The 14,236-nt window shown below is 66.4% G+C and carries 16 protein-coding genes; 10 read left to right on the top strand and 6 right to left on the bottom strand.

The window, feature by feature from the left end; translation table 11 throughout:
* Positions 1–9: 9 nt before the first annotated feature.
* Together BLR75_RS20350 and BLR75_RS20345 are read right to left on the bottom strand one after the other, a co-directional pair.
* Positions 10–789: a hydroxypyruvate isomerase family protein gene (locus tag BLR75_RS20350; protein ID WP_084313701.1), complete on the bottom strand. Its 780-nt coding sequence runs from the start codon at positions 787–789 to the stop codon at positions 10–12.
* Positions 786–1,676: an NAD(P)-dependent oxidoreductase gene (locus BLR75_RS20345; RefSeq protein WP_084313702.1), complete on the bottom strand. Its 891-nt coding sequence runs from the start codon at positions 1,674–1,676 to the stop codon at positions 786–788. The genes BLR75_RS20350 and BLR75_RS20345 overlap by 4 nt, the downstream gene beginning before the upstream one ends.
* 162 nt (positions 1,677–1,838) lie before the next feature.
* Here BLR75_RS20345 and BLR75_RS20340 point away from each other — a divergent pair, with 162 nt between their 5' ends.
* From BLR75_RS20340 to phnE, 4 genes are read left to right on the top strand one after another with little or no spacing between them, the layout of a single operon-like run.
* The gene (locus BLR75_RS20340) at positions 1,839–2,696 is read left to right on the top strand and encodes a putative selenate ABC transporter substrate-binding protein (protein ID WP_084313703.1); all 858 of its coding nucleotides are present in this window, start codon (positions 1,839–1,841) and stop codon (positions 2,694–2,696) included.
* Positions 2,693–3,499 carry a phosphonate ABC transporter ATP-binding protein gene (locus BLR75_RS20335; RefSeq protein WP_084313704.1) on the top strand — a complete coding sequence of 269 codons (807 nt, stop codon included), beginning with the start codon at positions 2,693–2,695 and terminating at the stop codon, positions 3,497–3,499. The genes BLR75_RS20340 and BLR75_RS20335 overlap by 4 nt, the downstream gene beginning before the upstream one ends.
* The gene (locus BLR75_RS20330) at positions 3,493–4,320 is read left to right on the top strand and encodes a PhnE/PtxC family ABC transporter permease (protein ID WP_084313705.1); all 828 of its coding nucleotides are present in this window, start codon (positions 3,493–3,495) and stop codon (positions 4,318–4,320) included. Before BLR75_RS20335 ends, BLR75_RS20330 begins: the two co-directional genes overlap by 7 nt.
* On the top strand, positions 4,317–5,087 hold the full coding sequence (gene phnE / locus BLR75_RS20325; RefSeq protein WP_084313706.1) for a phosphonate ABC transporter, permease protein PhnE: 771 nt from the start codon (positions 4,317–4,319) through the stop codon (positions 5,085–5,087). Before BLR75_RS20330 ends, phnE begins: the two co-directional genes overlap by 4 nt.
* Positions 5,088–5,186: 99 nt before the next feature.
* On the opposite strand, the gene BLR75_RS20320 is transcribed toward phnE, so the two are convergent.
* Positions 5,187–5,549, bottom strand: coding sequence for a DUF5064 family protein (locus tag BLR75_RS20320; RefSeq protein WP_084313707.1), 363 nt, complete (start codon positions 5,547–5,549; stop codon positions 5,187–5,189).
* 68 nt (positions 5,550–5,617) lie between these two features.
* Positions 5,618–5,935 carry a DUF2288 domain-containing protein gene (locus tag BLR75_RS20315; RefSeq protein ID WP_084313708.1) on the bottom strand — a complete coding sequence of 106 codons (318 nt, stop codon included), beginning with the start codon at positions 5,933–5,935 and terminating at the stop codon, positions 5,618–5,620.
* A gap of 305 nt (positions 5,936–6,240) precedes the next feature.
* On the opposite strand from BLR75_RS20315, the gene BLR75_RS20310 reads away from it, so the two are divergent.
* The 5 genes from BLR75_RS20310 to BLR75_RS20290 all read left to right on the top strand — a co-directional run bounded on the left by BLR75_RS20310 (position 6,241) and on the right by BLR75_RS20290 (position 11,127).
* Complete coding sequence (locus BLR75_RS20310) at positions 6,241–7,362, top strand: branched-chain amino acid ABC transporter substrate-binding protein (protein ID WP_084313709.1); 1,122 nt, start codon at positions 6,241–6,243, stop codon at positions 7,360–7,362.
* Positions 7,363–7,481: 119 nt separating this feature from the next.
* Positions 7,482–8,405 (top strand): high-affinity branched-chain amino acid ABC transporter permease LivH, encoded by a 924-nt coding sequence (gene livH / locus BLR75_RS20305; protein ID WP_084313710.1) that lies wholly within the window; start codon positions 7,482–7,484, stop codon positions 8,403–8,405.
* Positions 8,402–9,658 (top strand): high-affinity branched-chain amino acid ABC transporter permease LivM, encoded by a 1,257-nt coding sequence (locus tag BLR75_RS20300; RefSeq protein WP_084313711.1) that lies wholly within the window; start codon positions 8,402–8,404, stop codon positions 9,656–9,658. The genes livH and BLR75_RS20300 overlap by 4 nt, the downstream gene beginning before the upstream one ends.
* Complete coding sequence (gene livG, locus BLR75_RS20295) at positions 9,655–10,422, top strand: high-affinity branched-chain amino acid ABC transporter ATP-binding protein LivG (RefSeq protein WP_084313712.1); 768 nt, start codon at positions 9,655–9,657, stop codon at positions 10,420–10,422. Before BLR75_RS20300 ends, livG begins: the two co-directional genes overlap by 4 nt.
* Positions 10,423–10,425: 3 nt before the next feature.
* Entirely contained in the window at positions 10,426–11,127 is a 702-nt protein-coding gene (locus BLR75_RS20290) for an ATP-binding cassette domain-containing protein (RefSeq protein ID WP_084313713.1), read from the top strand.
* Positions 11,128–11,386: 259 nt separating this feature from the next.
* On the opposite strand, the gene BLR75_RS20285 is transcribed toward BLR75_RS20290, so the two are convergent.
* Both BLR75_RS20285 and BLR75_RS20280 read right to left on the bottom strand, forming a co-directional pair.
* The gene (locus BLR75_RS20285; RefSeq protein WP_084313714.1) at positions 11,387–12,073 is read right to left on the bottom strand and encodes a GntR family transcriptional regulator; all 687 of its coding nucleotides are present in this window, start codon (positions 12,071–12,073) and stop codon (positions 11,387–11,389) included.
* A 72-nt stretch (positions 12,074–12,145) separates the two neighbouring features.
* Entirely contained in the window at positions 12,146–12,880 is a 735-nt protein-coding gene (locus BLR75_RS20280; RefSeq protein ID WP_084313715.1) for an SDR family NAD(P)-dependent oxidoreductase, read from the bottom strand.
* 283 nt (positions 12,881–13,163) lie between these two features.
* Here BLR75_RS20280 and BLR75_RS20275 point away from each other — a divergent pair, with 283 nt between their 5' ends.
* The gene (locus BLR75_RS20275; RefSeq protein WP_084313716.1) at positions 13,164–14,192 is read left to right on the top strand and encodes an ABC transporter substrate-binding protein; all 1,029 of its coding nucleotides are present in this window, start codon (positions 13,164–13,166) and stop codon (positions 14,190–14,192) included.
* Positions 14,193–14,236 lie beyond the last annotated feature (44 nt).

The following is a 14,236-nucleotide window of genomic DNA, read 5'->3' as shown; positions in this document are numbered from 1 at the left end:
GACGGCCGCTCAGCCGGCCTGCCACTTCGACAGCCAGCCCAGGCTTTCGGCCGTGCTGCCCGTCGGACGGTACTCGGCGCCCAGCCAGCCGCTGTAGCCGATCTCCTCCAGCGCACGCAGCGCGGCGGGGAAATCCAGCGTGCCGGAGCCCGGCTCGCCGCGTCCCGGGGCATCGGCGAACTGCACGTGGCCGATGTGCCCGGCCAGTTGCCGCATGCAGCCGGCCGGATCGAGGCCCATGCGCGCCATGTGGTAGAGATCGAGCTGCGCCGCGAGATTCGGCCGGGCGACACGCGCCAGCATGTCCAGCAGATGCTCCGGGGTGTTGAGCAGGAAGCCCGGCATGTCGAGATCGTTGATCGCCTCGGTCAGCACGATCACGCCCTCGCCGGCGAATACCTCGGCGACGCGCCGCAACCGTTCGGTCAGGGTCGCCAACGCCTGTTCGCGCTCCAGCCCCGGTACCAGGCGGCCGGCCAGCACATTGAGGAACAGCGGCTTGACCACCCGTGCATATTCCAGTGCCTGCTCCAGCGCCGCGGTGAACTCCGCCTCGCGCTCCGGTACCGCCGCCAGCCCGGCGCCACCCTGCATGAAGTCGCCCGCCGGCAGGTTGATCAATACCAGCGGCAGGCCCGCAGCGTGCAGCGCATCGCGCATTTCCCCGGCCGGCACCTCGTAGGGAAACTGGATCTCGACGCCGTCGAAACCGGCAGCGGCCGCCGCGCCCACGCGCTCCAGCAGGGGCAGCTCGGTGAACAGCAGGGACAGGTTGGCGCAGATTTTCACGGCTTCACCTCGCGATACTGCTCGACCAGGGTGGCGGGGTCGCGCTCCAGGTTGCCCTGGCTGCCGTGCAGGCGCATCAGCTGCGCGGCGAGGCCGCTCATGGGCGTCGACGAGCTCTGCTCGCGGGACAGCCTGACCGCCGTGTCGAGGTCCTTGAGCAGCGTGCGCACGTGCCACTTCACCGGCTCGAAACGGCTCTCGGCCATCTGCGGGGCGAGAATCTGCAGCGGCTTCGAATCGGCGAAACCACCGGCCAGCGCCGGCGCGATCAGGCTGGCGTCGACCCCGGCCTTCTCCGCCAGGGCGACCACCTCGGCGATCACCAGCGCGTTGCAGGCGACGATCATCTGGTTGCACACCTTGGTCACCTGCCCGGCGCCGACGTCGCCCATGCGCGTCAGGCGCTGGCCGAGGTGGGCGAGGATCGGCCGCACCCGCTCGATGTCCTCGGCGCGGCCACCGGCCATGATCGCCAGGCTGCCCGCCTCGGCGCCCGGGGTGCCGCCGGATACCGGCGCGTCGATCCAGCGCATGCCGGTACGGGCTTCCAGTTCGGCGGCCATTTCCCGCGTGGCGGCCGGTTCCAGGCTGGAGAAGTCCACCAGCAACTGGCCGGCGCGGGCGCCCTCGACGATGCCGCCCGGACCGAACACCACTTCGCGCACCGCAGCGGTGTCGGCCAGGCAGAGCATCACCACCTCCGCGCCAGCGCACAGTTCGGCGGGACTGATGACAGCCTGCGCGCCTTCGGCGGCGAGCAGCTCGCGCTTGCCAGCGGAGCGGTTCCAGACACGCAGCGGGTAGCCGGCAGCGAGCAGGCGGCGCGTCATGGGCACGCCCATCAGGCCGAGGCCGGCGAATGCGATTGAAGGCAAGGTAGACGACATGAAGCAGACTCCGGGAAAATGGCGGGCTCGAAAAACGCCATCTTAGCCGTCCCAGCGGCGGACGCCGACCCGCGCCGTCTCAGAAGTCGTTTGCCTGTCACTGCTGGCAAGCTGCCTATACTCGGATTGGTTTTTTCCGCTTTTGACCCGGAGAACTCTCTCATGCTGAAACGTACCCTGGCGCTCGCCGCCGGTTTTGCCCTGTCCTTGTCCGCCGTTCTGACCCACGCCGAGGACCTGAAGGAACTCAAGGTCTCGGCCATCCCCGACGAAGCCCCCACCGAACTGCTGCGCAAGTTCAAGCCGCTGGGCGCCTACCTGCAGGAAAAACTGGGCATGCCGGTGAAATTCGTTCCAGTGGCCGACTATGCCGGCGTGGTCGAAGCGCTGGCCGCCGACCGCCTGGACATGGCCTGGCTGGGCGGCTTCACCTTCGTCCAGGCGCGCCTGAAGACCGGCAACGCCATCCCGCTGGTGCAGCGCGAGCAGGACCAGCAGTTCACCAGCAAATTCATCACCGCCGACCCGAACGTGAAGTCGCTGCAGGACCTCAAGGGCAAGACCTTCGCCTTCGGTTCGGTTTCCTCCACCTCCGGCAGCCTGATGCCGCGCTACTTCATGCAGAAGGACGGCATCGTCCCCGAGCAGTACTTCTCCCGCGTGGCCTACTCCGGCGCCCACGACGCCACGGTGGCCTGGGTACAGGCCGGCAAGGTCGACGCCGGCGTGCTGAACGCCTCGGTGTGGCAGAAGCTGGTGGATGGCGGCAAGGTCGACACCAGCAAGGTCAAGGTCTTCGCCACCACCCCGACCTACTACGACTACAACTGGACCGTGCGCGGCAACCTCGACCCGGCGCTGGCGGAGAAGATCAAGCAGGCCTTCCTCGCCCTCGACCCGGCCAATCCGCGCGACAAGGAAATCCTCGACCTGCAGGCCGCCAGCCGCTTCATCGAGACCAAGCCGGAGAACTACAAGGGCATCGAGGAGTCCGCGCGTACCGCCGGCCTGCTGAAGTGACCCTGCTGCTGAACGGCGTGGAGCACATCCACGCCAACGGCCAGCGCGCCCTCGCCGGGATCGACCTGCGCGTCGGCACCGGCGAGCGGGTCGCCATCATCGGCCCGTCCGGCGCCGGCAAGACCACCCTGCTGCGCGTGCTCGCCACCAACCTCAGGCCGTCCGCCGGCAGCTACGAAGTGCTCGGCAGCCAGCCCTGGGCGCTGGGTGGCGCGGCACGCCAGCGCCTGCGCGCGCGCATCGGCCTGATCCACCAGGCGCCGCCGCTGCCACCACGGCAGCGCGTGGTCACCGCCGTACTGGCCGGGCGTCTCGGCCAGTGGCCACTGTGGAAAAGCCTCGCCAGCCTGGTCTACCCCGTCGACATTCCCGGTGCACGGGCCGCGCTCAAGCGCCTCGACCTCGCCGACAAGCTGTTCGAGCGCTGCGACCAGCTTTCCGGCGGCCAGCTGCAGCGCGTCGGCATCGCCCGCGCGCTGTACCAGCAGCCGGAACTGCTGCTGGCCGACGAACCGGTCTCGGCCATGGACCCGGTGCTCGCCGGGCACACCCTCGACCTGCTGACGCGGGAAGCGGAAAGCCGCAAGGTCACGCTGATCGCCAGCCTGCATGCGGTGGACCTGGCGCTGGAACACTTCCCGCGGATCGTCGGCGTGCGCGACGGGCGGATCGTCTTCGACCGCCCCGCCGCCGAGGTGAAGCCGACCGACCTGCAGATGCTCTACGCCAACGAGCAGCTCGACGCGGAGGAGCACGCCAGCCCGGTGACCCGGCCGCAGGTGGTGCAGATTCCGCGATGCTGAGCGAACGCACCCGCGACCCGGCGGCGCTGCCGCGCCTGGCGCTGACCCTGCTCGCGCTGGTCCTGCTGTGGCCGGGCCTGCGCCTGAGCGAACTGGACATCCCCGGCCTGTTCAGCGGCGACAACGCCAGCACCATGGCGAACTTCCTCGCCGGCTTCTGGCCGCCCGCCCACGACGAGGAATTCCTCGCCCTGCTCGGCAAGGCCACCCTGGAAACACTGGCCATCGCCACCGCCGGCATGGCCCTGGCCTGGCTGATCGCCTTTCCCGCATCGCTGCTGGCGACCCGCGCGCTGTCCATCTCGGCGCTGCCGCGCGGCGGCCTGCCGGCCTGGTGGGCGCGCGCCCTGCGCTGGCCGGTGCGCGGCCTGCTGATCGTCCTGCGCAGCGTGCCGGAGATCGTCTGGGCGCTGCTGTTCGTGCGCGCGGTGGGGCTCGGCCCAACCGCCGGGGTGATGGCCATCGCCATCACCTACAGCGGCATGCTCGGCAAGGTGTATGCGGAAATCTTCGAATCGGTCGACCCGCGCCCGACCCGCGCCCTGCTGCTCGGCGGCAGCTCGCGGCTGAGCGCCTTCGCCTATGGCGTGCTGCCGTCGGCGGCGGCGGAGCTGATCTCCTACACGGTGTACCGCTGGGAATGCGCGATCCGCGCCTCGGTGGTGATGGGCTTCGTCGGCGCCGGCGGGCTGGGCCAGCAGATCGACCTGTCGCTGCGCATGTTCGCCGGCGGCGAGGTGTCCAGCATCCTGCTGACCTTCCTCGTGCTGGTGCTCGGCGCCGACCTGCTCAGCCGCTTCCTGCGCGGGAGGCTGGAATGAACGGGCTCCTGCGCGCCATCGGCTGGCTGGCGCTGATCCTGCTCGCCGTGGGGGTGTCCTTCGCCTATCTGGAAATCGATACCGGCGGGCTGTTCAGCGCCAGCGGACTCGGCCAGATGGGCGCCTATGCCGGCGAATTCTTCCCGCCGGACCTGTCCGCCCCGCACCTGCGGGACATCGGCCGCGGCGCCCTGGAAACCCTGGCGATGTCGGCCCTCGGCACGCTGCTGGCGGCGCTGCTCGGGATGCTCTTCGCCCTCCCCGCCGCCGGCCGCTTCGGCCGCCTGGCGCAGAGCGCCTCGCGCTTCCTGCTCAACGCCCTGCGCGCGGTGCCGGAACTGGTGTGGGGCGCATTGATGGTGCTGGCCGCCGGCCTCGGCCCGAACGCCGGCACCCTGGCCCTGGCCCTGCACACCGGCGGCGTGCTCGGCCGGCTGTTCGCCGAGGCGCTGGAAAACACCCCGACCGCGCCTGCCGAAGCGCTGCGCCTGGCCGGGAGTGGACGGGTCGCGGCGTTCGCCTACGGCACGCTGCCGGGCGTCTGGCCGCAACTGGTGGCCTACACGCTGTACCGCTGGGAGAACAACATCCGCATGGCCAGCGTGCTCGGCTTCGTCGGCGCGGGCGGGCTGGGGCAGATGCTGTATTTCAGCCTCAGCCTGTTCCAGCAGGCGCAGGCCTCGACGGTGATCCTGGCGATGCTGGTGCTGGTGCTGGCGGTGGACAGCCTGAGCGCGTGGGCCAGGCAGAGGTGGGTGACCGGTTGAGTTAGCCCTCGCTCCTACGAAAAGCGGGCTACGAACCACCACCTGCCAGACACAAAAAAGCCCGGACCACATGGCCCGGGCTTTTTCATGCAACCGCCATCACTCCCCGCGAAGCACCTTGTCCAGGTCGACCGGCTCGCCGGATTTGGCATTCAGCTTCTGACGGATGTCCTCGAACATCGCATCGTAATCCTTGTGGTTGGGCGTGACCGCCCCGAAGCGCGGGTGCAGGCCATGCTTCTGGGCGATGCGGGTGGCATCGCTGGCGAAGTTGAAGGCGGTGTCGCGCGACATGTCCCACTCTTCCGTGAACGGGTTGCCGCCGATCTCGCCAGTCATGGTGAAGTGCATGAAGGTGCCCTTCTCGGCCTCATGGCGAACCTCGTAGCGCAGGTGGATATCCACATCCCCCTGTCCCATGCCGGGGAGGGATTGCAGATGCAGGTGCCCAGGTTCAAACATGATCTATCTCCCTGTGATGAATCCACTACATTCTAGACCGCGTTTGGCAAAGCGCAGGCTTGCCCGGATCAGTGCAACGCCGGCTTTTCCGCACGCTCCTGGACCAGCACCCAGGGCGCCACGACCACGGCCCAGAGCTGCGGATCGCGGGCCAGGTAGTCTTCGGCCTGGGGCTCGTCGACCTTGGCCAGTCCGCCCTCGGCGAGCCAGCGCGCGACCTTCTCGCGGTTGTCCTCGGCCACGGCCTCCGCGATTTCCACCAGATCCAGCCCGGTCGCCACGCGCAGCAGGGCGCCGCGGGCGAAGAACGGCTGCAGCTCCTGCCAGGAAATCATCGCGGTTTCGCCAAGCAACTTGGCATATAGGGTGCTAGCTTGTTCAGTCATGGATCTCACCAGGCAATCGGGCGCGCCATGATAGCGCCGGCCCCCTGCCAGGCAAGTTCCGCACGACGTCCGATCATCCTTGGATGGAATAAGGAGGCTGGCAGGATAGGCGCCGTTTTTCTATACGTTTATTGCGAACATGCGACATGCACTCGGCCAGCCCGCCCTACCCCGCTTTTCAAGCGGCAAAATGGCACTCTACACTGTACCGGTACAGTTGCCGGTGGGTTTTCCGGGTCTTACCCGGTCCTTCAGCCTCCCGGCACAAGGACTACAAAAACGAATCACAAGAAGAGTGGAGCATTATGAAAAAGGGTACTCAGCGTCTTTCCCAGCTGCTCACCGCCATGGCCCTTGCAGGCGTCGCCAGCTACTCGATGGCCGCCGACACCATCAAGATCGCCCTGGCCGGTCCGGTGACCGGTGCGGTCGCCCAGTACGGGGAGATGCAGTTCGTTGGGGCCAAGATGGCCATCGAGCAGATCAACAAGGCCGGTGGCGTTGATGGCAAGCAGCTCGAAGGCGTGGTCTACGACGACGCGTGCGATCCGAAACAGGCCGTGGCCGTTGCCAACAAGATCGTCAACGATGGCGTCAAGTTCGTGGTTGGCCACCTCTGCTCCAGCTCCACCCAGCCGGCGTCCGACATCTACGAGGACGAAGGCATCCTGATGATCACCCCGGCTTCCACCAGCCCGGACATCACCTCCCGCGGCTACAAGCTGATCTTCCGCACCATCGGCCTCGACAGCCTGCAGGGCCCGACCGCCGGCAAGTTCATCGCCGAGCACCTCAAGCCGAAATCCGTCGCCGTCCTCCACGACAAGCAGCAGTACGGCGAAGGCATCGCCACTGCAGTGAAGAAGACCCTCGAAGACGCCGGCATCAAGGTCCCGCTGTTCGAAGGCATCAACGCCGGCGACAAGGACTTCTCGGCGATGATCGCCAAGCTGAAGCAGTCCGGCGTCGACTTCGTCTACTACGGCGGCTACCACCCGGAACTGGGCCTGCTGCTGCGCCAGGCTTCCGAGAAGGGCCTGAAGGTCGGCTTCATGGGGCCGGAAGGCGTCGGCAACAAGGAAATCTCCGCCATCGCCGGCCCGGCTTCCGAAGGCCTGTACGTGACCCTGCCGAAGTCCTTCGACCAGGATCCGAAGAACCAGCCGCTGGTCGACGCCTTCAAGGCGAAGAACGAAGACCCGAGCGGTCCGTTCGTGTTCCCGGCCTACGCCGCCGTGCAGGTCATCGCCGACGGCATCAGGAAGGCCGGCAGCGAGGACACCGAGAAGGTCGCGGAAGCCCTGCGCGCCAACACCTTCGCCACTCCCACCGGCGACCTGGCCTTCGACGAGAAGGGTGACCTGAAGAACTTCAACTTCGTGGTCTACCAGTGGCACAAGGACGGCACCAAGACCGAAGCCAAATAAGTCCTGACGTCGACACCCAAAGCCCACTGCCAGCATGCAGTGGGCTTTGTTTATCCGAGTTTTCCGGGGGTCCGTCGCGCCACAAGCGCCGCTTCACGCGACGCCCGAGGAGTTAGGTAATGCCTGAGCTCTATCACTATCTGCAACAGCTGGTTAACGGCCTTACCGTTGGCAGCACCTATGCCCTGATCGCCATCGGCTACACCATGGTCTACGGCATCATCGGCATGATCAACTTCGCCCATGGCGAGGTCTACATGATCGGCTCGTACGTAGCCTTCATCGTGATCACCGGCCTGGCCATGATGGGTATCGTCAGTCTGCCCATCGTGATCGTCTGCGCCTTCGCTGCCAGCATCATCGTCACCAGTGCCTACGGCTACAGCATCGAACGGATCGCCTACCGTCCGTTGCGTGGAAGCAACCGCCTGATCCCGCTCATCTCGGCGATCGGCATGTCGATCTTCCTGCAGAACGAGGTCCTGCTCGCGCAGGATTCCAAGGACAAGGCCATCCCCAACCTGCTGCCCGGCAACTTCGTCATCGGCGCCGATGAAATGACCGGCGTGACCATCTCGTACATGCAGGTGCTGATCTTCATCGTCACCCTGCTGGCCATGTACGGCCTCAGCATGTTCATCTCCCGCTCCCGCCTGGGCCGCGCCTGCCGCGCCTGCGCCGAGGACCTGAAGATGGCCAACCTGCTGGGCATCAACACCAATAACATCATCGCCCTGACCTTCGTCATCGGCGCCACCCTGGCCGCCGTGGCCGCGGTGCTGCTGGGCATGCAGTACGGCGTGATCAACCCGCACATCGGCTTCCTCGCCGGCATCAAGGCGTTCACCGCCGCGGTGCTGGGCGGCATCGGCAGCATCCCCGGCGCCATGCTCGGCGGCCTGGTGCTCGGCGTCGCCGAAGCCTTCGGCGCCGACGTGTTCGGCGATCAGTACAAGGACGTGGTGGCGTTCAGCCTGCTCGTTCTGGTCCTGCTGTTCCGGCCTACCGGTATCCTCGGCCGTCCGGAGGTGGAAAAGGTATGAGCAAGAAACTCAAAGTCGCCTTCTTCAGCGCCCTGCTGGTGCTGGCGGTGGCCTACCCCGTTCTCGGTCTGAAACTCAGCGTGGTCGGCATCGGCCTGCAGGTGAGCGGCGCCAAGCCGATGACCCTGTGGATCATCGCCGCGTGCGCCGTGGCCATGTTCGTCTGGCAACTGGTGCGTGACCGCTTCGCCTTCGGCGGCAGCGTCAAACAGGCCCTGTCGATGCCCCACACCAAGCTCGCCGAACGCCTGACCCACTCCTCGGTGCAGCGCAAGATCATCTTCGTGCTGATCCTGCTGGCTCTGGTGTGGCCGTTCTTCGGCTCGCGCGGCTCGGTGGACATCGCCACGCTGATCCTGATCTACGTCCTGCTCGGCCTCGGCCTGAACATCGTGGTCGGCCTCGCCGGCCTGCTGGACCTGGGTTACGTCGGCTTCTACGCCGTCGGCGCGTACAGCTATGCCCTGCTCTCGCACTACTACGGCCTGGGCTTCTGGACCTGCCTGCCGATCGCCGGCCTGATGGCAGCCTTCTTCGGCTTCATCCTCGGCTTCCCGGTGCTGCGCCTGCGCGGCGACTACCTGGCGATCGTGACCCTCGGCTTCGGCGAGATCATCCGCATCCTGCTGCGCAACCTGACCTGGCTGACCGGCGGTCCCAACGGCATCAGCAACATCGACAAGCCGACCCTGTTCGGCCTGAGCTTCGAGCGTCGCGCGCCGGAAGGGATGCAGACCTTCCACGAGTTCCTCGGCATCGCCTACAACTCGAACAACAAGGTGATCTTCCTCTACCTGGTGGCCCTGCTGCTGGTCTTCGTCGTGCTGTTCGTGATCAACCGCCTGCTGCGCATGCCGCTGGGCCGCGCCTGGGAAGCGCTGCGCGAGGACGAGATCGCCTGCCGCGCCCTCGGCCTCAACCCCACGGTGATCAAGCTCTCCGCCTTCACCCTGGGCGCCACCTTCGCGGGCTTCGCCGGCAGCTTCTTCGCCGCGCGCCAGGGCCTGGTGACTCCGGAGTCGTTCACCTTCATCGAGTCGGCAACCATCCTCGCCATCGTGGTGCTGGGCGGCCTCGGTTCGCAGCTCGGCGTGATCCTCGCCGCCGTGGTGATGATCCTGCTGCCGGAACTCATGCGTGAGTTCAGCGAGTACCGCATGCTGATGTTCGGCGCCATCATGGTGCTGATGATGATCTGGCGTCCGCAGGGCCTGCTGCCCATGCAGCGCCCGCACCTGGAGTTGCGCAAATGAGCCGACCGATTCTTGAAGTGAGCGGCCTCACCATGCGCTTCGGCGGCCTGCTGGCCGTCAACGGTGTGGCCCTGAACGTGAAGGAAAAGCAGGTGGTCTCGATGATCGGCCCGAACGGCGCCGGCAAGACCACCGTATTCAACTGCCTGACCGGTTTCTACCAGCCCACCGGCGGCGAAATCCTCCTGCGGGGCGAGGCCGTGCATCACCTGCCCGGCCACAAGATCGCCCACAAGGGCGTGGTGCGGACTTTCCAGAACGTCCGCCTGTTCAAGGAAATGACCGCGGTGGAAAACCTGCTGGTCGCCCAGCACCGCCACCTCAACACCAACTTCTTCGCCGGCCTGCTGAAGCTGCCGTCCTTCCGCCGCAGCGAGGCCGAGGCGCTGGACTACGCCGCGCACTGGCTGGAAGTGGTGAACCTGAAGGAAGTCGCCAACCGCCCGGCGGGCACCCTCGCCTACGGCCAGCAGCGCCGGCTGGAAATCGCCCGCTGCATGATGACCCGCCCGCAGATCCTGATGCTCGACGAACCGGCGGCCGGCCTCAACCCGCGCGAGACCGAGGATCTCAAGGCGCTGATCGCCATGCTCCGCGCCGAGCACGGCGTCACCGTGCTGCTGATCGAGCACGACATGAAGCTGGTGATGAGCATTTCCGACCATATCTACGTGATCAACCAGGGCACGCCCCTGGCCGACGGCACCCCGGAAGAGATCCGCGGCAATCCGGACGTGATCAAAGCCTATCTGGGGGAGGCCTGAGTCATGCTGAAGTTCGACAAGGTTTCCACCTTCTACGGCAAGATCCAGGCGCTGCACGAGGTCAGTCTGGAAGTCCAGCAGGGCGAGATCGTCACCCTGATCGGCGCCAACGGCGCCGGCAAGTCGACCCTGCTGATGACCCTGTGCGGCTCGCCGCGCGCGGCTTCCGGCAGCATCAGGTACCTGGGCGAGGAACTGGTCGGCCAGGAATCCTCCGACATCATGCGCAAGAGCATCGCCGTCGTGCCGGAAGGCCGCCGCGTGTTCGCCCGCCTGACCGTCGAGGAGAACCTCGCCATGGGCGGCTTCTTCACCAGCAAGGGCGACTACCAGGAGCAGATCGACAAGGTCCTGGACCTCTTCCCGCGCCTGAAGGAACGCTTCAACCAGCGCGGCGGCACCATGTCCGGCGGCGAACAGCAGATGCTCGCCATCGGCCGTGCGCTGATGAGCAAGCCCAAGCTGCTGCTGCTCGACGAACCCTCGCTGGGCCTGGCGCCGATCATCATCCAGCAGATCTTCGACATCATCGAACAGCTGCGCAGGGAAGGCGTGACCGTCTTCCTCGTCGAGCAGAACGCCAACCAGGCGCTGAAGCTCGCCGACCGCGGCTACGTGCTGGAGAACGGCCATATCGTCATGCAGGACACCGGCGAGAACCTGCTGGTCAACCCGAAGGTGCGCGACGCGTATCTCGGCGGCTGAGGTTCGGCAACGCAACGAGAAACGGCCCTTCGGGGCCGTTTTTCATTTGTAGTCCCGCGGATTCTGTAGGAGCAACTGTCTTCTGGTTTCCCGCGTTCGCGGGAATGACGGATTTTCCGGATAACTCCGTGCGACTCTCAACTCCGTCTTCCCCGCGAACGCGGGGATCCAATAAACCGGCGGCACTGTAGGAGCGAGCCATGCCCGCGACCGACCAGGGCGCACATGCAGGTCGGGGGCATGGCCCCCTCCTACAGCGTCAGCTGGCCAGTTGGGCGTCGCTTTCGTTCTGCGCAATGAACTCCAGCATCTTCTCGCTGCCATCCAGCAGGTCGGTGTGGATGGCCTCGCGCGCCGCCACGCCATCTCCCTGCTGCAGCGCACGCAGCACTTCCCAGTGGTGCTCGACGGCCATGCGTTCGTTGAAGTCGCCGTAGGCCTGGGCGATCAGCGGGCCGGTGCGCATCCACAGGCTGTCGAGGAAGCCGCGCAGCAGCGGCATGCCGGCGATCTCGGCGAGGGCGAAGTGGAAGGCCTGGTTGAGCTTGAGCGCCGAGACCAGGTCATCGGCGTGGATCGCTTCGAGGTTGTCGCGGATGTTGGTCTCCAGCATCGCCAGCTGCTCGGCGCTGACCCTGGTCGCGGCGGTTTCGGCGGCGAGGCCTTCGAGGGCCAGGCGGATGCTGCGGATCTCCAGGTACTGCTCGCTGGTCAGCAGCGGCACGCGGATGTCCCGCGGCGTCCGCAGCTCCAGCGCCTGCTCCTTGGCCAGTTGCAGGATCGCATCGCGCACCGGCGTGACGCTGGTGCCCAGCTGCTGCGCCAGGTCGCGGATGCGCAGGCGGTCGTTCGGCTTGAAGCGGCCGGTGATCAGCGCCTCGCGGAGCAGCGCGTAGACGCCGCTGCCCAGGTAGGAATGGTTGAGGCCTTCGATCGGGTAGTTCATCGCTTTCTCATCGCGTGGTGCGGCATTCGGGCGCGAATGATGGTCGTTGCCCGCACCGAATGCCAGCGGGCTTCAGACATGCTGGCCACCGTTGACGTGGATTTCCGCGCCGTTCACGTAGGACGCCCCGCTGGTGCAGAGGAAGTGGATCAGCGAGGCCACCTCCTCCGGCTTGCCCAGGCGGTGCATGGGAATGTCGCGCTCGACGATCTGCTCGGTGCCCGAGGAAAGGATCGAGGTATCGATCTCCCCCGGCGCGATGGCGTTGACCCGCACGCCGTGGCGGCCGAAGTCGTGGGCCATCTCCCGGGTCAGCGCCGCCAGCGCGGCCTTGGACGAGGCGTAGGCGACACCGGCGAAGGGGTGCACCCGCGAGCCGGCGATGGAAGTGACGTTGATCACCGTGCCGCGCGCGGCCTTCAGTTCCTCGAACAGCCCGCGCGCCAGCAGCGCGGTGGAGAACAGGTTGACGTTGAACACCTTCAGCCAGGTGGCGTAGTCGCTTTCCAGCACGCCCAGGCGCTGCCCTTCCGGGCCCTTGGGCGAGATGCCGGCGTTGTTAACCAGCGCATGCAGCTGGCCGCCGAGCTTCTCGCGGATCGCCGGCAGGCTGCGCTCGACGCTTTCGATGTCCTCCAGGTCGAGGTGGATGTGGTTGATCAGCCCCTCGGCCCAGGGGCACTCGGCGCTCCAGTCCTGCCGCGAGGCGGTGAACACCTTCCAGCCCGCCGCGTTGAAATGTTTCACCGTGGCGTGGCCGATGCCGCGGCTGGCGCCGGTCAGCAGCAAGGTCCTGGTCTGGCTCATGAAACTTCCCCTGCGAAATGTGGACGTCCGTGGACGCGCGATGGAAAAGAATAAAACATGATGCATCATATTTTGGAAGATGTTTTAATCCCTCCCGGCGTCACCTGATCCGAACAACAACAAGAAACCGAGGACATCGCATGACCGACCGCACCAGCGCACCGCGCTCCTCTCCCTGAAGTACCGGGCGCAAGGCTGGCCTCCCAGCTCGGGCCGCCCCAGCCCTTCTCTTGAAGCTGCCCTCTTTTTTCCGGGCCGGATGGGCCCGACCAGGAGTATCCGCATGTTCAAGAAAGTCGCAGCACTGATGTTGCTGGCCGGCGGCGCCGCCCAGCTCCACGCCGCTCCCCTGACCGTAGTGTCCTTCGGCGGGGACAACAAGGTGGCCCAGGAAAAGGCCTTCTACCAACCCTTCTCGGCGAAGAACGGGACCACCGTGCAGGCCGCCGAGTACAACGGCGAGATGGCCAAGATCAAGGTCATGGCCGATACCGGGCAGACCAGCTGGGACGTGGTGGAAGTGGAATCCCCCGAACTGATCCGCGGCTGCAGCGAAGGCCTGTTCGAGCCGCTGGACTGGTCGAAGCTGGGCAAGCAGGAGGACTTCCTCCCCGCCGCCGTCAGCGACTGCGGCGCCGGCATCTTCATCTGGTCCACCGTGCTCACCTACGACAGCAACAAGCTGAAGACCGCCCCCAGCAGTTGGGCCGACTTCTGGGACGTGCAGAAATATCCGGGCAAGCGCGGCCTGCGCCGTGGCGCCAAGTTCACCCTGGAATTCGCCCTGCTCGCCGACGGCGTGAAGATGGAAGACCTGTACAAGGTGCTCGGCACCAGGGAAGGGGTCGACCGCGCCTTCCGCAAGCTCGACCAGATCAAGCCGAACATCCAGTGGTGGGAAGCCGGCGCGCAGCCGCTGCAGTGGCTGGCCGCGGGCGACGTGGTGATGACCTCCGCCTACAACGGCCGCGTCACCACCGCGCAGAAGGAAGGCCGCGACTTCGCCATCCAGTGGAACGGCAGCCTCTACGACCTGGACCACTGGGCCATCGTCAAGGGCAGCAAGAACAAGGCGCAGGCCGAGCAGTTCATCGCCCTGGCCAACAGCCCGGAGTACCAGAAGGTCTTCGCCGAAGCGATTCCCTATGGTCCCACCAACACCCACACCATCGACCTGATCGATCCGGCCATCCGCACCAAGCTGCCCACCGCGCCGCAGAACCTCGAAAACGCGCGTGCGATGGACACCGAGTTCTGGATCGACCACGGCGAGGAACTGGAACAACGCTTCAACGCCTGGGCGAGCAAGTAAACTGGCAGAACCCGCCCGGCACCGTGCCGGGCGGGTCTCCAGGG

It is taken from the genome of Pseudomonas jinjuensis, assembly GCF_900103845.1.
GTDB lineage: Bacteria > Pseudomonadota > Gammaproteobacteria > Pseudomonadales > Pseudomonadaceae > Pseudomonas > Pseudomonas jinjuensis.
The sequence above is the reverse complement of the archived record's forward strand: the minus strand, read 5'-3'. Positions and strand labels throughout refer to the sequence as shown.